Here is a 22,221-nt window from a genome sequence, read left to right as displayed (position 1 = left end):
TAGGGCAACACCGCGCAAAAAGTGCCAGGAACGGCAGGATGTGATATAATAGCATTATGGATAAGCAGATGACGATTTCCGCATTCAGCGATGAGTTGGTGCAGGTGCGGACAAAGAAGAAAGAGTTTCTGACTCAGATCGAACGGATCGTCCCGTGGAAGGAATGGATATGCCTGATCCAGCCGTGCTATTACAAAGGAGAGCGCGGCAACAAACCCTATCCGCTGGAGACCATGCTGCGACTGTACTTGCTGCAAAATCTGTATGACCTGAGTGATGAGGCAACCGTAGCAGAAGTGATCGACAGCCGTGCGTTTTCGGATTTCTGCGGCATCGATTCCAGTAATCAGGTTCCGGACGGAGATACCCTTGGCCGTTTTCGCAATCTGCTGATCAAGAACGGACTGCAGGAAAAGCTGTTTGCCCCAGGTGGTCGCCGCGCTTATGGCACGAGGTCTCATTCTGAAAAAGGGAACGATCGTGGATTCCACCATTATTTCCGCCCCTTCTTCCACCAAGAATAAGGAAAAGAAGCGGGACCCGGGTGCACATCAGGTGAAGAAAGGCAATACCTGGCACTTCGGCGATAAGACACATATCGGCGTTGATAGGGACAGCGGACTGGTTCATACCGCGGAGGCAACAGCAGCTAATGTCCATGACGCCACAGAAACATCCAAGCTGCTGACCGGAGATGAAGATGAAGTATATGGCGACAGCGGTTACCTCGGAGCAGAAAAGCGCGGCGATCATCCGCAACAAGGCTGATCGTAAGATCAAATACTGAATCAACCGCCGTCCATCCCAAGTGAAAAAGCTGAGCAAAAGCGGTCAGTATGCCGCAAAGAAAGCAGAACACGCAAAGTCCTCTGTCCGCGCGAAAGTGGAGCACGCATTCGGTGTCGTCAAGAAACAGCTGCGTTTCCGAAAAACACGATACCGAGGGCTCGAAAAGCAGAGAGCCAAATTCAATATCATGTTCGCGTTAGCGAATCTGATTCTGGCTGACAGACCTTGCCTGGCAGCTTGAATCAGTGCGCTCCTGCGAGCAATAGCACGGGCGACCTAATTGATTCTTACAAAATGGCCGCCCGGCAATGCGTATCGTAGCAGTTGTGCGGTATTGCCCTAAACAACTTAATTTCTGGAGATGGCACTCTGTGCCATCTCATTTTTTTAAAATCTATTGTCACTTACGATCGACACCATCGAAATACCCCCTTGAAATTATAAAATTGCCGAGTATAATAACAATAGCGGGATTTGAAATCCCATTATAGAAACGAGGTGCTGATATGAGAGTAAAAAACCAAGAAATCTCTGATGCGATCCTGAAGTTTGTGAACAAGTATTTCCATGAAAATCGCAAAGCTCCTACAATAAGCGAGATTGCTGATGGTGTCGGTGTGGCCAGATCAACAACTCATCGATATATGCAGGACTTGAGCGACAATGGTCTGCTTGATTACAGCAGAGGCATCCTGTCAGCTCCGGAGAGTGCCAAGATGAAAACAGCCTATATAGCCGCCCCATTAGTAGGCTCCATTCAATGCGGCTGCCCGGAGGAAGAGCAGGAATATGTTGAAGAGTACGTCAGTCTACCTGTTTCCATGTTTGGCAAAGGAGATTTCTATATCCTTCGTGCCAAAGGTGATTCTATGGTCGATGCCGGTATCGAAGAAGATGATCTGCTTGTGATTGAGCGTAATTGCCCTGCATCGGAAGGGGATATAGTCGTTGCGCTTGATCCGGATAATCAGAACACGCTGAAACGCTATGCTGGCTATGACGAGGATGATGAATGCTATCTTCTCGCCTATGAGAATGAAGCAAAGTATCCGGGAGAAGTTATTAAGGTGAGGAGTTTTAAGGTACAAGGTGTGGCTCGTCACGTCATTAAGGCTCTCTAAAACAAATAATCTAACTCGATAGGAGATGTTTTGTTTGAACGCAGTTGATGTGAAGTGCCCGATCTGCGGCACTATCAATAAGTCTCTCGACTTAGAAGAAACAGACGGATGGATGGAATGCGAAAGCTGCGGCGAAGTAACCCAGCAGATGAAGTACGTGAAAACAAGAAAAGTCCCGTGCTATCAGATGGATAAGGTTCAAGTGCTCGTACCGCTTCCGCAGAAATAAGAAATAAAGGAGTACGGTGATGCTGGTGGACTGGAGGATATATACCTGGTATTGCCCGAACTGTAAGGAAGAAGTTGCGGGGCTAAAAAACAAGAAGAACCAGATAAAAGTAAAATGCAGCCAGTGCGGAGCTGAAATGATCCGCACAGTTGTTGGACGGAGGCATGATGTGATCGACATCTATGCTCCAAATGGTGAAGAGCGCAAAGATTTGGAGTTAAGGATTATCTGATATGAAAGAGATAATCAAGTTCTTCAGAAAAACGGAAGGACATGATATGAAATTGTATGGATAGGACCTACATCTGTATCGACCTGAAATCATATTACGCCTCTGTAGAGTGCGTACACCGGGGACTCGATCCGCTAAAGGCAAATCTGCTGGTTGCGGACGAGTCCCGATCTGACCAGACGATCTGCTTGGCGGTTTCCCCATCCCTTAAGGCGAAAGGAGTTCCAGGAAGGCCGAGGCTTTTTGAAGCGAAGCAGAAAATCAGAGAGTACGAGGCCAAAACGCGTACAAAGGTCGATTGCATTATTGCGGTTCCGCGAATGGCGGAGTATGAAAGAATCTCCGCACAGATCTATGGAATCTATCTTCGGTATGTTGCTCCGGAGGATATTCATGTGTATTCCATAGATGAGTGCTTCATCGACTGCACTTGTTATCTTCACGCATACAGGAAGGAAGCAAATAAACTAAATACAAATCCGGCCCATGTCATGGCTATGACGATGATCCGGGATGTATTACGAACAACAGGAATTACAGCCACGGTCGGGATCGGGACAAACCTTTATCTTGCCAAAGTTGCAATGGACATTGTTGCTAAAAAGCAGCCGGCAGACAAAGATGGCGTCAGAATTGCAGAACTAAATGAAGACTCCTATAAGTTCTTGCTCTGGGATCATAAGCCGCTAACGGATTTCTGGCAGATAGGCAATGGAAAAGCAAGACGCCTTGAGAAAGCCTATATGTTCACGATGGGCGATATAGCGGCCCGAACACAGTGGGATGAGGAGTTCTTTTACAAGACCTTTGGTATTGATGGTGAGATATTAGTTGACCATGCCTGGGGAATTGAACCGGTCACGATGGCGGATATAAAATCCTATAAAAGTGATGGGCACAGCCTTAGCAATGGTCAAGTCCTTTCGAGACCGTACAAGTATCAGGAAGCTCGTCTGGTGTTCCGGGAGATGATCGAGGTCCTCTGCACGGATATGTTCTCAAAGAATCTTGTGACGCAGGGCTGCTCCTGGTGGGTATCCTACGACTATAAAAGTTTAGAGGTGTGTCCTTCTTATGATGGGCCACTCAGTATGGATTTCTACGGGAGAATCCACCCTAAACACAGTAATGGGACCGTAAAGCTTCCGACTATCACCAATAATATTCAGATCATCACTGCGCCCCTGTTGAAATCTTTTGATGATAAGACTGATCACCGACTTCTATATCGGAGATTAGGCGTCTGTGCAAATGATGTGAAAGAAGACAGCGGAGTGTTTCAGCTTAATATGTTTATTGATTACGAAGCACTGGAAAGAGACAGAAAGCTTCAGGGCGCTATGCTCGAAGTGCGCCGGAAGTTCGGCGCAAACGCCCTTTTCAAGGGGCTGAACCTTATGGAGGGCGCAACAACATTGGAGAGAAATCAGCAGATTGGTGGCCATAAAGCTTGAACCACTTCCTGCTGGTGCAGGAGGTGAACTCAAGTGAGCAGCATTGGCGTCATGGCAATGCCAGCGGACTTCCGTTATCGAGAGGTATTTCTGAAAGGAAAGCCGCAACACGACCGGTTTGATTTGTTTCGAGCTCGTCATCCGAGTATGGACGTAGGCCGGAGAGCCAAGATATTCTCGCCGTTCGATGCCCTGAAAGGATTTAATGAGGCTATTGCCTCCAAAGATATTCTATATCGTGATCGCATAGAGCTGAACGAGGATGACCAGAACGAGCTTGATCGCAGACTCCAAATCCTAAAAGGGATGACATACAACGGTAGGATGACCAGAGCAAACCGGATTAAAGTCACGGTAGTCTACTATGTGCCTTGCGCTGATGAGAATAGTGAAGCGTATAACCTTCGTGGACGATATCATAAGCTGACGGGTATTTGCTGGAATGTGGACGAACTCTATGGGAGTATTCTTGTAGATAATACAAGAATCTCCTTTGAGGATATCCTTCGCATTGATAATGCTGATGGGATATTCCAAAAAGACTGGACCACAGATTATCCGGAAGACTAAGGAGGTATGAACAATGACATTGGAAATGAATAGACCAAAATGTTGTTGCTTCACTGGGCACCGCGAGAACAAACTAAAGAGGTCAGAAAAAGAGATTTTGGAAGACTTGAAGCAAGCTATCAATCAAGCCATTGACGATGGTTATACAACCTTCATTCCTGGAATGGCATACGGTGTCGATATTTGGGCCGGTGAACTCGTATTAAAGAAGCGGTTTTGGAATCGAAATATCAAATTGATTGCCGCAATACATTTTGCTGGCTTTGAATCTCGGTGGAAGGACCGATGGAAGAACAGATATCATAAACTGCTAAACAAGGCTGACGAGGTACACTATATCTGCGACGGCTATTCTAAATACGCGTATCAAAAGCGAAATGAATGGATGGTTGATCGGTCTGCCAGAGTAATTGCCGTATATAACGGCGAGCCAAGTGGCACCGGGAATACGATCAACTATGCCAAGAAAGTGGGTGTGCCTGCTGTGTACATCCAAGCCTGAATAGGAGATGGTTGTATGTGTACACGCTTTTATGTTGAGCCCGATACTGAAGAAATCCGCGAGATAATTGCAGAGGTACAACGGTCTCAGCTTTCCGGTAAGTACATCAAAGCTGGCAATGCGATCCTTACATCCGGGGAAATCAGACCGACAAACGTTGTGCCCGTGATAGCTCCAAACCGTAACGGTCATAGGGCTGCGTTCCCAATGAAATGGGGTTTTCAGATTCCGGGCAGATCGCTGATTGTCAACGCCAGAACGGAAACGGTAGCAGAAAAGCCCACCTTCAGAGAAGCTTGGGAAAAGCGTCGCTGCATCATACCTGCGTCATGGTATTTTGAATGGGAACATTTAATCAGTAATTCCGGACAGAAAAAGACCGGAGACAAATATATGATCCAGCCTAATGGATCGCCTATGACATGGCTGGCAGGATTATACCGTATAGAAGATTCGCTTCCGGTCTTTACGGTGCTGACGAGAGAGCCTACTGATGAGTTGCGACGTATTCACGACCGAATGCCATTGATTTTTCCGAAAGAAAGAATAGACGAGTGGATAGACCCGCGTTCTAACCCGGAGGAGCTCCTTCGTTTTGCAATGACCGACATGGTTATGGAAAAAGCGATATAGGATTAGACACTTTTGTGGTGAGGTGAGATCAGGATGGTATATACGCACTTAAATCGTATCCAGTTTGGAAACGGAGACGTGAGTATATTGGTTTCTATGGCTGGAACGATAGAAGAACCACAGGCAATGCTCATGTTCCAAAATCGTGAACCGACTGAAATCGGCGGGATTGATAGCGACGCGGATTTGAGTAAAACCGTCAAAGGCGCTTATCATCCGCATGATGATATTGCAATGCTCTTTTCAAAGCCAGAGAGTATAGATAGCGTTGTCTCTGCACTCTTGGCAGTTAAACGGGCAACTTTTGGCAAGGACAACGTGACTCGGTTCTACTTTGATGATGAGCCAATATCAGAAAAGACATAGGAGGTGTACAGATGAATACAGTTGCGAATTTTGTGAAAGAGCGCAATGAGGCGCTTTTCAGCTTAGACAGGAAGAAGATTGAGGCGTATTGCGCGAAGTATGGCGATAGTGACAGTGCAAACATACCTGATGTGGTATTTTGGGCTGGTGTCTATAAAGCAATTTGCGAGATTAAGAACGCACCGGAAGAAAAAGTGCAGATCGCTCGTACCTGGCTCAAAGCACATGGGTTTTCTGCTTCTATCTCATAACGGTGTAAGAACCTAAAACTGAATCAACGACATCACGACGGAACGGTCGGGCTGAAACAGGGCCGCGCTAAATCCGCTTCCAGGTCACTTGATCGTGGGCAACCGCCCGAACATGAACCGGTAGTTATTCCAGACATACGTGAGAGGCCACCGGCAAGGTAAGACACTATAGTTCTATCTATAGGTCTGCCTTGTCGGTGGCCTTTTTTGTTTTTTACCGACATCACAAATACATATTCGCAGCCTGAAGTACAAGGGCCAAGGATACAAATACGCTGATTTCAAACTCTTTTGAAAAAGCAGTATGGGTACCCTTAGATTTCTGCGCCCTTTTTCAGGCAGGCAGCATCGGGAGTCCTTTTCGCCAGCGTAGTTGTGTCCTTTGGACCGTAGCAGGCGGAAAGGACTTTTTATGTGCGATCAGTGGCTCTGCTATATCGCTGAATACCCGTGATCTCCGAATTTTTGACTTTCACCCAAATTCAAAAATTCAAAGGAGATTACAAAATGGGAATCAATTTTGCATATGCGAGAAAAAAGTTTTCGGAAGCTCAGCAGAAGCTTCGGAAAGAGTACAAAGCTGCGGGGATGACAGATGAGCAGATTCTTGAGATGTATGAGTATGATCTGCATCAATTCAACAGGGATCTTGCCTACCAACGTCATACACAGCGCTTGGGCATCCTTGAAGAGCCTGACATGGAGGAAGAGGGCCACAACCCTTTACTGCATAAATTTATTGATGCTCTGACTGTATATCAGCAGCCGACTGAGGATGCTAAACTCTGGTGGCTTGATGAGATCGAGGACGCTGATCTAATAAAAAGTCTAATGCGACTTACGGCTGATGAACTCGATCTAATTGATATGCTTGCATTCGGCGGTTACTCACAACGGGAGATTAGCGAAAAAACCAGAAAAAGTCCCACTGCAATATGTCTGAAGCTGAAGACGATTCGAAAAAAGTTAAGAAAATCCGAATAAGGCTTAATTTTTTCCCTTTCTCGTGATCTACCACTTGAGGAGGTAAATCTCCTACAACGAGAAAGTGAGGAAACAAATTGTCGATGGATAGCAACTGCAAGGAAATGGAGATTTGCCTTTGTTCTAAATGCGCGAGTGCCTTTTACGATATTCCATCTTACAAAATCATGAGGAAGGACCCGTATCAGGTTAACAAGGATCTCTGCACTTACTGCAACAGCCGCTTTGGTTATGACTTCCTGATCTCCAAGCGGGCAAATGTACAAAAGCCCGGAAAGCATGTAATTCGCACATTGGAAAGTGGGGTCGAAAATGAATAGCATTATAAATGAAAAGCGACTCTTTTCAGCCCTATGTACTGTGTGTTCCCTAAATGAGGTGGAATTATGCAGAATCTGATTTCGAGAAAAGACGCCGCTGAGATTTTGGGAATCAGCGTGAAAACGCTGGATCAAGCAAGGCTCAATGGCCTGATTGCCTATGTGCAGTTCGTTGAAAACGGCTGTGTCTACTTCACGGAAACTGCGATTGATGAGTATATCGCAAAATGCACCCACAGGGCAAAGCCATCTGCGCCGACACGCTCCACGTATAGAAAGCGAAGGGGCGAATAAGAACAGGAGGACGCTAAATGGCAAAACGGAAACCGCTCCTTCCGGACTACGGAACCGTGCAGATAAAGGGAAAAATCTATTTTAGAACCCGCCTCAGTGATGACGAAGGAAATCGAATCTCATTGTATGCCGCTTCGCGTGAGGAGCTCTACGAAAAGGTCATGGAGGTTGAAAAACAGATCGAAAACAAGACCTTCCGGAGAAGTACCCCCACGGTAAGAGAATACTGTGAAAAGTGGCTTCTTATGAAATCAGCCAATGTTCGGGAAACTACGATGATTGACTACCGCTCCAAGGTAAAGAACCATATCATAAAACCGCTTGGCGATATGAAGATGGGAGATGTAACCGCAGACGATATTCGACTGGCAATCATACCGGCCTCGACGCTTTCATCCTCTGTGTTTAAGTCAGTCAATGTTCTGTGCAAATGCATTTTTCACTCTGCTCTTGAAAGCAAGGTAATCGACAAAGACCCCACGATCTATCTATCACCGGAAGGTGGTGGGGTTCCTCAAAAGGATCGAATTCCACTTACGGATGAGCAGGTTGAGAAGCTGCTCCAGGCAACGAAAGGGCTTCCTCCCTATCTTTTCGTCATGTTGGGGTTGTATGCAGGCCTCCGCAGAGAAGAGATTCTTGCCCTGAAATGGGACTCTGTCTACCTAGATTTGGACGCACCATATCTGACTGTTCGCAGAGCGTGGCATACGGAGAATAATCGGCCTGTTATCCTAACAGAGCTGAAGACGAATGCGGCAAAGAGGAGCATTCCACTTCCTCCACGACTTCTTGAGGCGCTCAAAGAGGCGAAGGAATCTTCTACATCAGATTATGTTATAGCCAATAAGGATGGACAACCTCTCACATATACGCAGTTCAAGCGCCTTTGGACCTATATCACAACGCGGACGGCGAAACCTCGTAAGGCCAGGAAGTTCGTTGGAGGAAAGTATGTGAAGTACACCATTTACCCCGTTCTAGGAGAAAAGGCGCGCAACAACGGCAAGGTAGTCTATAGCTTGGACTTTGAAGTGACACCGCATCAGCTTCGGCATACCTATATCACAAACCTGATCTTTGCGTCTGTAGACCCCAAGACAGTTCAATACCTTGCCGGCCATGAAAACAGCAAGATCACTATGGATATCTATGCTAAGGCAAAATACAACCGTCCTAAAGATGTTGCACCTATGCTGGAGCATGTTTTTAATCAGTGGAACGAGGCAACAACGAAGTGAAAGAACGGGGGCGGGCATTGCTTAAGCCCGCCCCCTTTGAAGTAAAAGGAGAATTACAATGGCAAAGAAAAAAGTTATTCCGGAGTACGGCAAAGTCAAGAAGAACGGAACCGAGTATTACAGGACGAGAATTCTGGACGCAGACGGAAAGCAAGTTGATATCTACGGTAAAACATGTGAAGAGGTCTACGATAGGGCACAGGCTGCCTCCAGAGCGGTAGCTGATGCTATTTTCCGCAAGAACAATCCGACTGTAAGAGAATACTGTGAGAAGTGGCTTAAGATGAAATCGGCCACAGTCAGGCCGAACACCCTGGAAGGATACCGAAAGGCTATGGAAAGGCATATTATTGCGCCCATTGGAGATCGGTATATTGATGAAATCACGGCGGATGATTTGAAAATGCTTATGGTTCCTGTCTCGAAAATGTCTAAGGGCCTCTATGGAACAGTCAATATGCTCCTGAAATGCGTTTTCTACTCAGCAGTAGAGAGTGATGTAATTAAGGATAACCCCGCAGCGTGTATCAACCCGCGTGGCGGTAAGGCGAAGAAAGAGAAAGTGGCTCTCACAGATAAGCAGATTGGCACTTTGCTTGATACAATTAAAGACCTCCCCCCTTACCTGTTTGTAATGCTTGGACTGTATGCTGGTCTCAGACGCGAAGAAATTTTAGGTCTGCAGTGGGACTGCGTACATATTGATGAAGACATCCCCTATATTTCGGTTCGCAGAGCATGGAGGTCTGTTAAAAACCGCCCTGAAGTGACAACGCTTCTGAAAACTCCTGCGGCAAAGAGAGACATCCCTATCCCACAGCTTCTTGCTGATTGTTTAAAGGCTGAAAAAGAAAAATCGTCTTCTGATTATGTAATCTCTGACTCAAATGGTGAGCCGCTGTCAGACTCTCAGTTCTGCAGACTATGGCACTACATTACAGTCCGCAGGGTAAAGGAAAGAAAAATCTATCGGTATATCAATGGCGAAAAAATCCACCACACCATTTCACCTAAGCTTGGTGAGAGATGCAGAACGGACAAGAGCATCTACTATACACTGGATTTCAATGTGACACCACATCTTCTCAGGCACACTTATATCACGAATCTGATTCATGAAGGTGTTGACCCGAAAACGGTGCAGTACTTGGCCGGACACGAGAATAGCAAGGTGACTATGGACATTTACGCAAAGGTCAAATATAATAAGCCGTGGGAACTGGCTGCGGTAGTAAACGAAGCCTTTCAACCTTCAACAGAATACAGGGAGAACCCTGCTTCTTAGATGGGTTAACTCATAGGGGAAAACGGGAAGTGAGTCTGCGAAAAGCCTTGAAAGCACTGGGAAAAATGCAATAATACTGATTCAGTACGGCCTCAAAGCCGCCCGTCGCGCTCCGCAGTTCAGCAAGCGCTGATCGGACGCAAATTTACAACTCAAAAGGTCAAAAACCCCGGAAAATCAATGTTTTCCGGGGTTTTCTTATATCCCAACGGGCTGATATAGTTTGACCCCATTTGACCTAACGAGAGCCGTTTTCACTGGAGTTTTAGTGGTTAAATATAGGACAACCGGCAAAAATGGGGTCAAAGAAACGGCCTTAGTGGTTAAAAAATAGGACAACCAGAGAGCAATTTCGGGGGTGTTTTTGAGGGCGATTTTGGCACTCTCAGACACCGGATTTTTCGCTGGAGAGTTTGGCATAATCTGAACAATTAAATATGATTCTAATGCAGGCACTCAGTAACAAATAACTGGGTGCCTTTTTTATTTCAGAGATTCCGGCATTAGAAAGAGCCGTCACTTTATGATTTTGAAGTGGCGGCTTTTTCTATTTCCAGAAGCGACAGCAACAATCAGAAATGAGGTGAAGTCATGAACACACAAATCATCGCCATCGCCAACCAGAAAGGGTGCTATGTGCCAGTGGCACATGTTCAGCACTGACCGGAGCGGGAGCGGAGAAGCGTTGGCAAAACAACAACCTGTGCGAACTTGGGAATAGGTCTGGCACAGGCCGGAAAGAAAGTGCTTCTGATCGACGGGGACCCGCAAGGGAGCCTGACAATCAGCCTGGGAAATCCGCAGCCGGACAAGCTGCCATTTACACTGTCGGATGCAATGGGCAAAATTCTGATGGATCAGCCTATACGCCCCGGAGAAGGTATTCTGCATTATGCAGAAAGCGTTGACCTGATGCCTGCGGATATTCAGCTTTCCGGTATGGAGGTTTCTCTGGTAAACGCTATGAGTCGTGAAACGATTTTACGGCAATACCTGGACACATTGAAGGGACAGTATTCCCATATCCTGATTGACTGCCAGCCCTCATTAGGGATGCTTACGGTCAATGCGCTGGCAGCTGCGAACAGGATCATAATTCCCGTTCAGACAGAGTATCTGCCCGCCAAAGGACTGACACAGGCTCCGACCCTCGTCGTGCAAGATGATCCACCCTCTGTCTATGCCGGCGTGATCAGGATTAAAGAGTTCCTGAAGCAGGTTGCCTTATAAGGGGCTGCTCCAAATTTTTATTGAGGAGCAATGCACAACAGCAGCACAGAGCGATTTTTCACTCTGTGCTGCTGCTTTTTTGCGCTTCAGGGCGTTTACTTGAATGCGGGAAGGAAAAACAGCCAAGGCTCTGTAAATATGGCCAGTATTACGGCAAGCTTTTTGCTTTGGTATTCTCGCAAGAAAGAATTTCGTCGCAGCATTCTCCGATTGAACAGGTAGATAAATAGCCCCGAGATAACTACTGCCGTAAGCGTCCAAAGAAACACCTGCCAGTTGCCGTAAGGTTTATGCATAATATGTTCCATGGCGCTGTGCCAGCCACGCTCATGCTCACGATTCGAATGTCCTAATGCCATCATTGCTCCAAGAAACATCCAAGCAAAACCGAAAAAGTCGGCGACAAGTCCCAAAAGCCATACCTTCCGCCAAACATTCCACAAGAACTGCTTTCTGCAGGAACACCTCATCCGTTTCAAGGCCAGAAGCAGGACAAGGCAATCTGCTGTCAGGGTAATAGGAAAGAGAAAAATCCATGTCTGTGGGAATATCCATAGAAGCCAAGTTGGCATAATGATTTCAGGCATGTGCAAATTTTCAATCACATCCTACCCTCCCTGCGTGAACTGTGGCCTTACTTCGATTTTATTTACGGATCTCCTTTTCCTGTTTATCACAGAGCGCGTTGATCCGGTTTGTCAGAACGACAAGGTCTTTGCTTTTGCAATCCCGGCTGCGCTCAATGACCCCCATCAGCCGTATACCTGCCGCATAGAGCCTCGACCAGACGGCGGAGAATCTGCGCGTTCGTTCTGCGCTGCGATCCTTGACCTTCATGCGGCTTCCAACTGCCAGCTGTGCACCGCTCACCGGGTCATAAGCATCACCGCTGTATGGCGCTGTCGCCTCAATTCCAAGCCGCTCCGTGACCGCCCCGGCGAAGCTGTCGCACACGCCGTCGGAGCCGTGGTTGACAAAGACCTTTTTCGGTCGCGTTTCCATTGCTGCAATCCATTCGATCAGCTGATCCCTGTCTGCATGGGCGGAAATACCGTCAAGGATTTGGATGCTCGCACAAACCCTGACCTCATCCCCGAATAGATTGACAAATTTGACCCCATCCAGCAGCTTTTTTCCAAGCGTACCTTCCACCTGATATCCCACAAACAGAATCGTGCATTCCGGTCTCCACAGATTGTGTTTGAGGTGATGGCGAATCCGTCCGGCCTCGCACATGCCGGATGCGGAAATGATCACCTTAGGCGTTATGTCGGCATTGATCTGCCGGGAAGCATCGCTTGTTACCGACAGATGCAGCCCATCGAATCCAATCGGATTGATGCCGTGGTCAAGCAGAGCGTTTGTTTCGCTGTCGAAATAGCTTCGCAGCGTTTCCTGATAGATGTTGGTCGCTTCGATGGCAAGCGGGCTGTCCAGCCAGACGGGGAAGTCAATCATAGCAAGCTTACGGCCTTTGATCCGGCGCAGCATATACAGCAGTTCCTGGGTCCTTCCCACCGCAAAGGATGGAATGACCACATTTCCGCCACCTGCAAGGGTGCTGTCAATAATCTCCGCAAGGCGCTGTTCCAGATCCTTCGACTGTGGCGCCCGTTCCCTGTCGCCATAGGTAGACTCAACGATCAGAGTATCTGCCTCAGTCGGAGAAACGGGAGCACAGAGGAGCGGCCTTTTTGGCGTGCCCACATCTCCGGAAAAAACAATGCGGTGCGGGATGCCATTTTCTGTGATGGTGAGCTTTATGCTTGCGGAGCCAAGCAGATGTCCCGCATCGAAAAATTCAACGCGGATACCATTGCACGGCTCGACCGGCTCACCGTAATCGACGGTGCGGAAGCAGGGCATCAGCTCCTGAACATCCTCAAGCGTATACATCGGCGTATACCCCTCCTCGCCAGAACGCTTGGCTTTGCGATTTTTCCACGCGGCTTCGGCTTCCTGGATATGAGCGGCGTCGGCGAGCATGATGGCGCAAAGGTTCCGGGTCGCTGTTGTCGCAAAGACTTTACCGTAGAATCCGTTTTTTGTGAGCAAAGGCAGTTTGCCGGAGTGATCGATATGCGCATGGGTCAGAAGCACAAAGTCGATGTGCGCAGGATGTACCGGTAGCTCACAGTTTTCATAGATATCCGGTCCCTGCTCCATACCGCAATCAATGAGAATCTTTCTGCCGCAGGCCTCCAGCAATGTGCAGGAGCCGGTCACTTCGTGTGCGGCGCCGAGGAAGGTCATTTTCATAGGCAGTCTCTCCCTGTCAGATTTTTGGTTTTCTGCGATGGTTGTGAACAGGCACGCTCCCCGTTCGTCAGTGCATAATGCGGAAGATGGAATCTTTGGATGAGGGGGCAGTCTGCTTTATTCATGAAGAATAGTGCCCATGCTATCTTGCCGCACATATTCGCGCAGCTTCCCGCAATAGAGCTGCGTGTGCGGCAGTCGGAGAAAGTGAATTGGCTGTATGATAGAAGAATGTAAGCACTCAACGCCGTCAATCCGAACTTTTATAAGCAACTCTCCTACAAACTCCGAGCAGTAATAGTAGTTTTCGCGTTTCCATGCAATATGAAAGTATGCCAGACACAGCCCGAAAAAGTTGTAGCGGTACTTCTTCCTTCGTTTTCACATATCTTCGAGCATATTTCTGAGTTCCGCATGCTGCTCTTCACTGACAGGCACACTCAGAACGAGTGCTCTTGTGTCGGAAAAGCGCTTGAAGGTCCCGGTACGGGGTGACTCTATTACAAAGCCGCCCCAAAACGGGTTATAGGGATGCCTGCGGCCAAAGGAGTACATCTTCTCCAGATCTTTGGAGAGACTGATGGAGGCGTGGTTGTATTCGGCGCCTGTGATGTACTTGAGAATCCGGGACAGCACCGTTCCGGTCTGACTGATCACGATATAGAGCTGCTTATCCGAGGTGCTTGTATGGGTATGCTTCATGAGCACGCGCTCCACGGTATGGCCGTTATTTTCCGGCAGACGGGTAAGGGACACGGACAGCAGTTCTTCAAAGGAGGGATTGCCTATTTGCTGCCGCCGCCCGGAAAAAGCCATTTTCATGGTGTTCAGGGTATTTCCTTTATGGAACGGGACAACTTCGCCCGTTCGTTTTCTGCTGGTCATCGGCGGCCTCCTTTGCATACGCGGTTTCCTTATGTCAGTCCTCGATTTGCTCCATAACATCAAAATGGTTTTTCTCATACCGAATCAGTCCGTCCCGCTGCATGATGGACAACTCGTTGGAAAGTGCGCTGCGCTCCACGCTGAGATAATCCGCCAGCTGCTGGCGGTTGTAGGGGATATCGAAGGAATAGCTGCCGGTGCGCTTGATGCACTCCGAAAAAAAGGAGAGCAGTCTCTTCCGAATAGATTTTGGGCCGGTGTGCAGCACACGGCGGGAAAGCTGCAGATTTTTCCCTGCACACAGGGCCAGCAGATTCTGCACGAGCCGTACATGGTACGGACAGACTTTGGAACAGGGCTCCAGCACCCGCTTGATATTCAGCAGCAGTGCCTCGGTATCCTCAGCCGCGGTCACATTGACCATGAGCGGCTCCCCCGGTACGCAGGCATATGCTTCCGCAAAGACCCCGCCTGGGCCAATGCTGCTGAGCACGCTGTTGTTTCCCCAGACATCTCCCAGCTCGATCACGACCCTGCCGGTGAGAACCACGCCGATCTGCTCTGTTGGTGAGCCCTCTGGAAAGATGATTTCACCTTTTTTGTAAGTGCGCTCCTTTGCCAGAAGACAGCCGAGCATTTCGTCGATGTCCGACGGCTCCATTCCGCGAAAGAGCAGAGTGTTTGCCAGATTAATCTGCATGTTTTTCGCCTCCGAGTTGGCATACCAACAGCTTTTCATAAATAATGGTAGTAGAATGGAATCGCAAAGTCAAGATAATACAGCAAGGAGAAGATAAAAATGATCCGGAAAATGATTCAGATTGATAGAGAAAAGTGCAACGGCTGCGGCGCCTGTGCTGCAGCCTGCCACGAGGGCGCTATCGCAATGGTAGAAGGCAGGGCGCAGCTCATGCGGGACGATTACTGCGATGGATTGGGAGATTGTTTGCCTGTCTGTCCCATTGGAGCCATCACCTTTGTGGAGCGGGAGGCTGCTGCCTATGACGAAAAGGCCGTCATGGAAAATAAACAACGAAAGATGCAGAAGGAGGGCATGACCCTGCCCTGTGGCTGCCCCGGCAGTCAGTCGAGGAATATCCGGCGAGCAGAGGAGATCAATAAAGAGCCGCCCCGCACCGAACGGGTAAGCAGATTTTCCCAGTGGCCGGTGCAGATCAAGCTGGTGCCGGTGACCGCTCCGTATTTTGACGGCGCGCGACTGCTTATTGCTGCCGACTGCACTGCCTATGCTTACGCTGCCTTCCACGAGCGATTCATCAAGGGACACATCACCCTTGTTGGCTGCCCCAAGCTGGACAGCGTGGACTATTCCGAAAAACTGACGGAGATTATCCGCGGCAACGACATTAAGAGCGTCACCGTCGTGCGCATGGAGGTTCCCTGCTGCGGCGGGCTGGAGCTGGCGGCGAAAAAGGCGCTCCGGCAGAGCGGGAAGTTTATCCCGTGGCAGGTCGTTACCGTAACGGTGGACGGCAGACTGAAGGAAGAATAATTGCAGTGAGGCAAAAGGATAGTCTCTTTCATTCTGTATACTCCAATCCTTCTTCCTCGCATCAGCGGATCGCAAGCTCCTGGTACGCCTCCGCCAGATAGTCATACCAACGCCGTTCCAGCCCGTGAAAGCGTACAGACTGCTTGAACCGGCGGAATGCGCCTTTTCCCCGGATAGCGCAGGCAAGTTCCTTCTGCGCTTTTCCGGGAGAAAGCTGATCAATAAAATCCTCCATGATGCGGTACGGATGGATCTCGTACTTGGTCGGAAAGCGAAGAAACCTTTCCGGCATAGCTTCTATGCGGCGGCAAGAGCTTTGTCATCCTCCGTCATATCGGTCATCAAGGAATCGGCAAGATAAGGAGCTTTGTATGCTTGGCATCCGTGTAAAGCTCATCCCCGCCCAGAATGTAGTAGTCCTCGCACTCATGACGGGCAATTTCCGCAAAGGCAAGAAATTCGTCTTCCGTTACCAGCTTCGGGCTGAGGGAGAAGATGATCTCCTTCGCCTTGTGCAGCGGGATAATGCCGTAGAGGTTGCCATCGCATTGAAATATTTGCGTAAAAGGCGTGAGGTCGTGTCCTTCAGCGGGATCTCCCGATAGCGGGTATTCAGTTCCCGGCGGGTATATTCCTCCGGAAACTCAATATATTGCTCCTTGCTCATGCCTCTTTTAAGATAAGGCGGGAGTGGCCCGAAGGGCGCTCCCGCTGCGCAGATTAATTGCAGTGAGATACAGCTTCACTGTACCGGCAGTTCTACCGCAATGACAGTGCCGTTTTCCGAGCTTTCCTCCACCCAAACGGAACCGCCGTGGAGGTTGGCAATCTCCCACACCAGCGAGAGCCCCAGCCCCGCACCGCCGTACTCGCGGCTGCGGGACTTGTCTATGCGGAAGAAGGGCTGGAAGATACTGCGCTGATACTCCTCCGGGATGCCGCAGCCGGTGTCGGAAACACGGATCAGAAGCTTTTCCGGCTCCTGCGCGACCGTGACCCGCACCGAACCGCCGGGGCGGTTGTACTTGACGGCGTTTTCTGTCAGGTTGAAGAGCAGCCGGTAGATCAGCGCGTCGCTTCCGGTCAGAGTAGCGTCGCCATACGTCTCCAGCGTGATGTCGCGCTTGTCCACCAGCGGCGCAAGATCCGTGAAGATCTCCTCAATCATGGGAGCAAGCTGAATCTGTTCGTTCCGCGCCACCTGCTGCAGATTACTCATCTCCAGGAGAGTCTTGGTCATCTGGGTCAGCCGCTCCGTCTGCTCCCGCAGAAGGGTGAGGAACTCTGCCGTCTCCGGCAGCACGTCGGGATGCTCTGCGGAAAACAGTTCCAGCTGCGCCTGCATCAGTGCAAGCGGCGTGCGCAGCTCGTGGGCGGCATTGCCGGTGAACTGCCGCTGGGCGGAAAAGGCGTTATTCAGCCGCTCCAGCATCTGGTTGAAGGAGTGACTGAGCTGCCGGAACTCCGGAATAACATCTTCATTGATCCGCATATCGGCAAGATTGTTCAGCTGCACCTTCTCCACCTGAGAGGCGAAGCTGCGCAGGGGCTTGAGGGCGCGTCCGCTGACGAAATAGGCCAGAATGCCGCTGAGCAGTGTCACCACAGCCGTGATATACCAGTTGGTGGTGCGGAAGCGTCCCTGCGCCCCATCGACAACGATGGTCAGCTCCTCGCTGGGCGCGACGAGCTGCGGGTCAAAGCTCGCCGTGCTTTCCTCATTCAGGATCACATTGCCGCTGCCCTGCAAAGCGTCCGCAATTTTGTCCATATAATACACGCCGGATGAACAGAGCAGCAGATTCATGGCCACGCAGGTGACGCCGATGAGCAGAACAGTCATCAGCGTGATGCGCCACTGCAGGGAAATCTTTCTCACGCCTCATCGCCTCCCATCAGATAGCCTTCGCCGATGCGGTTGCGGATGGGATCGTAGCCCAGCGCGGCGCGCAGCTTTTTGCGCAGGGCGGAGATGTGGACCCGGATGGAGTTGCTGAAGCTGTCCACGCTGTTGTCCCAGACATGATCCATCAGCTCCTCCTGACTCACTGGCCGGCCCTGATGCACCATCAAATATTCCAGAATACCCGTCTCCTTGCGGGTCAGCGTCAAGGCCTGCCCGTTGACGGCGGCGGTGCGGGAACGGGTGTCGAAGCGCAGGTTGCCGCAGGTTAGTAGCACGTCCTGCTGAGTAAACTGCCGCAGGGTCAGACTGCGGATGCGGGCCTCCAGCTCCGCCAGATGAAAGGGCTTTGCCAGATAATCGTTGGCGCCCGCGTCCAGCCCCTCCACCTTATCCTCCACCTCGCTGCGGGCGGAGAGGATCAGCACCCGCGTCTCACGGTCGGTCTGCCGCAGGGTCCGCAGCACCGTCATACCGTCCTTCCCTGGCAGGTTCAGGTCGAGAAGTACCAGATCGTAGCGTTCCACGCCCAGCAGTTCCAGAGCCTTCTCCCCGTCGTAGCAGTAGTCCACGCTGTAGGCCAGGCGCCGCAGGCTGCGGACGATGGTTTCGCACAGGGCGCGTTCATCTTCAATTACTAAAAGGTGCATGAGAGCCCTCCTTTTTTCTTCATTTTCATGTTGCCTTAATTATAGCAAATACAGATAAGGTTTGCGTTAATTTTTCGTTCTTAACAGGGACTTTAACTCTCCCGCGCTATGATAGTGACAGAAAAACGGAAAGGGTGATGGAATTGAGCCATGTAAAAAAGGCGGCGGCGCAGGCTGTGCTGCTGGTTGCAGGAATCGCCATGCTGTGCTTCGGCATATGGCGAGGCGAGGCGACCGCCGTGCTGAGCAAGGCGATTAAGCTGTGTCTGGAGTGTGTGGGCATTGGGTAAGAGGTTTTCAAGCATGTCACAGACCATGTCCCGCCTCCGAGGCTGGATCCAGGCGGGGTCAACGTTATTGACCAACCTGCACTTGCCGAATTTTCTCAAGGGCGAACTGTATCAGGGCGCGGGGAAGACCGTCTGCGTACCGGGGCTGAACTGTTATTCTTGCCCTGCGGCATCGGGCGCCTGTCCTATCGGGGCGTTTCAGGCGGTGGTAGGCTCGTCAAAGTTCAGCTTCTCTTATTATATCACGGGATTTCTCATCCTGCTGGGAGTCCTGCTGGGACGCTTCATCTGCGGCTTTCTGTGCCCCTTTGGCTGGTTTCAAGAGCTGCTGCACAAAATCCCCACGAAGAAGCTTTCCACAAAGAGACTGAAGCCGCTGCGATACCTCAAGTACGCCATTCTGTTGGTGATGGTCTTCCTGCTGCCGGCGTTCCTTGTGAACGATGTGGGCATGGGCGATCCCTTCTTCTGCAAATACCTCTGTCCGCAGGGCGTGCTGGAGGGGGCCATCCCGCTGTCCCTTGCCAACTCCGGCATCCGGGAAGCGCTCGGCACTCTTTTTACATGGAAATTCGGCGTTTTGCTGGCGGTGGTAGTGCTGAGCGTGGTGTTCTACCGTCCCTTCTGCAAGTGGCTCTGTCCGCTGGGGGCGTTCTATGCGCTGTTTAACAGGGTGTCCCTCTTCCAAATGAAGGTGGATAAAAACAAGTGCGTCTCCTGCGGGAAATGCGCCAAAGCCTGCAAGATGGATGTGGATGTGACAAAGACGCCCAACCACACCGAGTGCATCCGCTGTGGGATGTGCATACGCGCCTGTCCCACAAACGCCGTGTGCTTCCGCTACGGCTTTGGTGACGGTAAAGATAAGGCAAAAGCAGCGGAAACGCTGCAGACAAACAACAATAACAAGGAGGAATAAAACAAATGAAGATGAATAGGACGAATACTACCAGCAGATTGCTGGCACTGCTGCTTATTGCACTGATGGTGCTCTCTCTGGCGGCCTGCAGCACAAAGGGCGGAGATAAAATGGACGGAATGAGCAGCGAACCGAAGAATGCCGAGGAAGCGGTTGCCATGCACAAGGAGCTGATGGCGCAGGAAAATGCCATTCTCTCGGAGAACACAGCGCTTTGGGAAAAGGTTTTTATGGCGGCCGACAAGGGAATGACCATGCAGGAGGACGGCAAAAACTACGGTGAGTTCCTGCTGGACACCATCGAAGGTGCCAAAGATCAGTTTACGGAGGATGAGCTGAAGCTGCTTAAGGAGGCGGCGGAGAAGATCCGCGAGATTGAAAACAAGCTGACCATGATTGAGGAAAAGTACCCCGAGGCGGCACAGGAATCTATGGATGGCGCTATGAGCGTGCCCGCGGGCAGCGACATGACCGCGCCGCCTGATGACGGCAGCATGCAGAAATTCCCTGCTTTTGAGGGCAAGGATCTGGATGGAAACCCGGTGAAGAGCGACGATCTGTTCTCCGGCAACGCCGTCACCGTAGTGAATTTCTGGTTCACCACCTGCAACCCCTGCGTGGGCGAGCTTGCCGAGCTGGACGCGCTGAACAAGGAGCTTGCGGAGAAGGGCGGCGCACTCATCGGCGTCAATACCTTCACGCTGGACGGCGACGAAGCGGCAATTTCCGAAGCAAAGGATGTACTGGCCAAGAAGGGCGCGACCTATCCGAATGTGTATTTCGCTTCCGACGGCGAGGCTGGCAAGTTCACCACGAACATCTTTGCCTACCCCACCACCTATGTGGTTGACCGCAACGGCAATATCGTGGGTGAACCCATCGTAGGTGCCATCACGGAAAAGAAGCAGGCGGAGACGCTGCAAAAGCTCATCGACCAGGCTCTTGCCGCCGATATGGCTTGACAAACGGATTTATCTCCTCAGGAAGGAGGGATACACCATGTATCGGAGCGTATTGCCGCTTCTGCTCACCGCGGTACTGCTGCTGAGCGGCTGCACTGCCGGGCAGAAAAATATGCCGCAGAAAACGGACGAGAAGGAAATGACCGAACAGCCCTCTGATATGTCCGGTGAAGGAAGCATGTATATGGATACCACGGAAAACGTCATCTATCTGGCAGGCGGCTGCTTCTGGGGCATGGAGCACCTGATGCAGTCCATCCCCGGTGTCATCGACGCCGAGAGCGGCTATGCCAACGGCACCTGCGAAGCGGACGCCGATTACAAGACCGTCTGCAAGGGAGAGACCGGCTTTCGGGAGACTGTGCGGGTGGAATACGACCCCGAGCAGGTGAGCCTCGACGCGCTGCTGCTGGCCTACTTCTACGTGATCGACCCCACGGTGGAGAATCGGCAGGGCAACGACATGGGCAGTCAGTATCAGACCGGCGTCTACTACACCAACGAAAGCGTGAAGGAGACGGTGGAGCGCATCGCGGAGATCGAGCGGGGACGCAGCGGGAAGTTCTTCGTGGAGATCGGCCCGCTCAAGAACTACTATCCCGCCGAGGAGTACCACCAGAACTACCTCGAAAAGAACCCGAACGGCTACTGCCACATCCCGCGCGCGGAGATGGAGCTGTTTTCCCGGCTGCGCATCGATCCGGGCGACTATCAGAAGCCTGCAGCGGAGTCCATCCGGGACAAGCTGACGGCGGAGCAGTACCGCGTCACGCAGGAGAGCGGCACGGAGCGCGCCTTCACGGGCGAGCTCTGGGACAAGTTTGAAAAGGGCATCTATGTGGATGTCGTCACCGGCGAGCCGCTCTTTTCCTCCACGGATAAGTACGAGAGCGGCTGCGGCTGGCCCGCCTTTACAAAGCCCATTGAGAGCCCTGCCGTGGTGGAGAAAGAGGATCTGAGCCACGGAATGCGCCGCACCGAGGTCCGCAGCCGCGCCGGAGACTCCCACCTCGGTCATGTGTTTACCGGCGACCCGGAGTCGCCAAACGGCGTGCGCTACTGCATCAACAGTGCGGCCCTGCGCTTCGTCCCCTATGAAAAAATGGAGGCCGAGGGGTATGGGTATCTCCTGTACCTGTTTGAGAAATGATTTCAGGTGCATACACATCAAGCGAAAAAGCAAGAAGGCTGTTCTTCAAAAGAACAGCCTTCTTTTTCTCACCTTGAGGCAGTTCCGCGCTTTTGCGCGGAACAAAAAGCCACCCGCTAGGCGGGTGGGATTCAAGCTTAAGCAGGGCACTAGCCAACAGTGATAGAATAATGGATGTTCAGGCCATGA

At 50.7% G+C, this 22,221-nt stretch carries 26 protein-coding genes and 2 pseudogenes; 21 read left to right on the top strand and 7 right to left on the bottom strand.

Going from position 1 to position 22,221, the window contains the following annotated elements:
* Positions 1-68: 68 nt before the first annotated feature.
* From IAG03_RS13090 to IAG03_RS13020, 15 genes and pseudogenes are all read left to right on the top strand, one after another.
* Positions 69-1,030: pseudogene (locus tag IAG03_RS13090) on the top strand (IS5 family transposase).
* Between the two features lie 265 nt (positions 1,031-1,295).
* The gene (locus IAG03_RS13085; RefSeq protein ID WP_249320523.1) at positions 1,296-1,910 is read left to right on the top strand and encodes a LexA family protein; all 615 of its coding nucleotides are present in this window, start codon (positions 1,296-1,298) and stop codon (positions 1,908-1,910) included.
* Positions 1,911-1,944: 34 nt separating this feature from the next.
* On the top strand, positions 1,945-2,139 hold the full coding sequence (locus tag IAG03_RS13080; RefSeq protein ID WP_249320522.1) for a translation initiation factor 2: 195 nt from the start codon (positions 1,945-1,947) through the stop codon (positions 2,137-2,139).
* Positions 2,140-2,158: 19 nt separating this feature from the next.
* Positions 2,159-2,371, top strand: coding sequence for a hypothetical protein (locus IAG03_RS13075; RefSeq protein ID WP_249320520.1), 213 nt, complete (start codon positions 2,159-2,161; stop codon positions 2,369-2,371).
* A 56-nt stretch (positions 2,372-2,427) separates the two neighbouring features.
* Positions 2,428-3,825, top strand: a complete 1,398-nt coding sequence (locus tag IAG03_RS13070; RefSeq protein WP_249320518.1) for a Y-family DNA polymerase — start codon at positions 2,428-2,430, stop codon at positions 3,823-3,825.
* A 33-nt stretch (positions 3,826-3,858) separates the two neighbouring features.
* Positions 3,859-4,395 carry a hypothetical protein gene (locus IAG03_RS13065; RefSeq protein ID WP_249320517.1) on the top strand — a complete coding sequence of 179 codons (537 nt, stop codon included), beginning with the start codon at positions 3,859-3,861 and terminating at the stop codon, positions 4,393-4,395.
* A 13-nt stretch (positions 4,396-4,408) separates the two neighbouring features.
* Positions 4,409-4,897, top strand: coding sequence for an SLOG family protein (locus IAG03_RS13060; RefSeq protein WP_249320516.1), 489 nt, complete (start codon positions 4,409-4,411; stop codon positions 4,895-4,897).
* Positions 4,898-4,912: 15 nt separating this feature from the next.
* Positions 4,913-5,530, top strand: coding sequence for an SOS response-associated peptidase (locus tag IAG03_RS13055; RefSeq protein ID WP_249320515.1), 618 nt, complete (start codon positions 4,913-4,915; stop codon positions 5,528-5,530).
* Between the two features lie 33 nt (positions 5,531-5,563).
* Positions 5,564-5,896, top strand: coding sequence for a hypothetical protein (locus IAG03_RS13050; RefSeq protein WP_249320514.1), 333 nt, complete (start codon positions 5,564-5,566; stop codon positions 5,894-5,896).
* 11 nt (positions 5,897-5,907) lie between these two features.
* Entirely contained in the window at positions 5,908-6,147 is a 240-nt protein-coding gene (locus IAG03_RS13045) for a hypothetical protein (protein ID WP_249320513.1), read from the top strand.
* Positions 6,148-6,654: 507 nt separating this feature from the next.
* Positions 6,655-7,131, top strand: coding sequence for a sigma-70 RNA polymerase sigma factor region 4 domain-containing protein (locus tag IAG03_RS13040; protein ID WP_249320512.1), 477 nt, complete (start codon positions 6,655-6,657; stop codon positions 7,129-7,131).
* A 386-nt stretch (positions 7,132-7,517) separates the two neighbouring features.
* On the top strand, positions 7,518-7,745 hold the full coding sequence (locus tag IAG03_RS13035; RefSeq protein ID WP_249320511.1) for a helix-turn-helix domain-containing protein: 228 nt from the start codon (positions 7,518-7,520) through the stop codon (positions 7,743-7,745).
* A 17-nt stretch (positions 7,746-7,762) separates the two neighbouring features.
* Complete coding sequence (locus IAG03_RS13030) at positions 7,763-8,986, top strand: tyrosine-type recombinase/integrase (RefSeq protein ID WP_249320509.1); 1,224 nt, start codon at positions 7,763-7,765, stop codon at positions 8,984-8,986.
* Positions 8,987-9,044: 58 nt separating this feature from the next.
* On the top strand, positions 9,045-10,271 hold the full coding sequence (locus tag IAG03_RS13025; protein ID WP_249320508.1) for a tyrosine-type recombinase/integrase: 1,227 nt from the start codon (positions 9,045-9,047) through the stop codon (positions 10,269-10,271).
* A 591-nt stretch (positions 10,272-10,862) separates the two neighbouring features.
* Positions 10,863-11,411, top strand: a pseudogene (locus IAG03_RS13020) (ParA family protein); the annotation flags it as partial.
* Between the two features lie 185 nt (positions 11,412-11,596).
* On the opposite strand, the gene IAG03_RS13015 reads toward IAG03_RS13020, so the two are convergent.
* The 4 genes from IAG03_RS13015 to IAG03_RS13000 form a co-directional block, all read right to left on the bottom strand.
* The gene (locus IAG03_RS13015; RefSeq protein WP_249320506.1) at positions 11,597-12,106 is read right to left on the bottom strand and encodes a hypothetical protein; all 510 of its coding nucleotides are present in this window, start codon (positions 12,104-12,106) and stop codon (positions 11,597-11,599) included.
* Between the two features lie 40 nt (positions 12,107-12,146).
* Entirely contained in the window at positions 12,147-13,760 is a 1,614-nt protein-coding gene (locus tag IAG03_RS13010) for an MBL fold metallo-hydrolase RNA specificity domain-containing protein (protein ID WP_249320505.1), read from the bottom strand.
* Positions 13,761-14,141: 381 nt separating this feature from the next.
* Entirely contained in the window at positions 14,142-14,645 is a 504-nt protein-coding gene (locus tag IAG03_RS13005) for a hypothetical protein (protein ID WP_249320504.1), read from the bottom strand.
* A 34-nt stretch (positions 14,646-14,679) separates the two neighbouring features.
* Positions 14,680-15,345: a Crp/Fnr family transcriptional regulator gene (locus tag IAG03_RS13000; protein ID WP_283243166.1), complete on the bottom strand. Its 666-nt coding sequence runs from the start codon at positions 15,343-15,345 to the stop codon at positions 14,680-14,682.
* A gap of 99 nt (positions 15,346-15,444) precedes the next feature.
* Between IAG03_RS13000 and IAG03_RS12995 the strand changes: the two genes are divergently transcribed.
* Positions 15,445-16,158 carry an ATP-binding protein gene (locus IAG03_RS12995; RefSeq protein ID WP_249320503.1) on the top strand — a complete coding sequence of 238 codons (714 nt, stop codon included), beginning with the start codon at positions 15,445-15,447 and terminating at the stop codon, positions 16,156-16,158.
* A 61-nt stretch (positions 16,159-16,219) separates the two neighbouring features.
* Here the strand turns inward: IAG03_RS12995 and IAG03_RS12990 are convergent, their stop codons facing one another.
* Positions 16,220-16,450 (bottom strand): UPF0158 family protein, encoded by a 231-nt coding sequence (locus tag IAG03_RS12990; RefSeq protein WP_249320502.1) that lies wholly within the window; start codon positions 16,448-16,450, stop codon positions 16,220-16,222.
* A 79-nt stretch (positions 16,451-16,529) separates the two neighbouring features.
* On the opposite strand from IAG03_RS12990, the gene IAG03_RS12985 reads away from it, so the two are divergent.
* Entirely contained in the window at positions 16,530-16,763 is a 234-nt protein-coding gene (locus IAG03_RS12985; protein ID WP_249320500.1) for a hypothetical protein, read from the top strand.
* 137 nt (positions 16,764-16,900) lie between these two features.
* On the opposite strand, the gene IAG03_RS12980 is transcribed toward IAG03_RS12985, so the two are convergent.
* Complete coding sequence (locus tag IAG03_RS12980) at positions 16,901-18,037, bottom strand: ATP-binding protein (RefSeq protein ID WP_249320499.1); 1,137 nt, start codon at positions 18,035-18,037, stop codon at positions 16,901-16,903.
* Complete coding sequence (locus IAG03_RS12975; protein WP_249320498.1) at positions 18,034-18,711, bottom strand: response regulator transcription factor; 678 nt, start codon at positions 18,709-18,711, stop codon at positions 18,034-18,036. Before IAG03_RS12975 ends, IAG03_RS12980 begins: the two co-directional genes overlap by 4 nt.
* A gap of 143 nt (positions 18,712-18,854) precedes the next feature.
* Here IAG03_RS12975 and IAG03_RS12970 point away from each other — a divergent pair, with 143 nt between their 5' ends.
* Genes IAG03_RS12970 through msrB form a run of 4 tightly spaced genes read left to right on the top strand, consistent with a single transcriptional unit; the run spans position 18,855 to position 22,032 of the window.
* Positions 18,855-19,001, top strand: a complete 147-nt coding sequence (locus IAG03_RS12970; protein ID WP_249320545.1) for a CD1871A family CXXC motif-containing protein — start codon at positions 18,855-18,857, stop codon at positions 18,999-19,001.
* A gap of 25 nt (positions 19,002-19,026) precedes the next feature.
* The gene (locus tag IAG03_RS12965; protein ID WP_249320540.1) at positions 19,027-19,920 is read left to right on the top strand and encodes a 4Fe-4S binding protein; all 894 of its coding nucleotides are present in this window, start codon (positions 19,027-19,029) and stop codon (positions 19,918-19,920) included.
* A gap of 5 nt (positions 19,921-19,925) precedes the next feature.
* Complete coding sequence (locus IAG03_RS12960; protein ID WP_430472465.1) at positions 19,926-20,882, top strand: TlpA disulfide reductase family protein; 957 nt, start codon at positions 19,926-19,928, stop codon at positions 20,880-20,882.
* Between the two features lie 37 nt (positions 20,883-20,919).
* Positions 20,920-22,032, top strand: coding sequence for a peptide-methionine (R)-S-oxide reductase MsrB (msrB, locus tag IAG03_RS12955; RefSeq protein WP_249320538.1), 1,113 nt, complete (start codon positions 20,920-20,922; stop codon positions 22,030-22,032).
* Positions 22,033-22,221 lie beyond the last annotated feature (189 nt).

Origin of the sequence: Yeguia hominis (assembly GCF_014384705.1) — a bacterium.
Taxonomy (GTDB): Bacteria; Bacillota; Clostridia; order Oscillospirales; family Acutalibacteraceae; genus Yeguia; species Yeguia hominis.
This window is presented reverse-complemented; position numbering and strand designations above follow the sequence as displayed.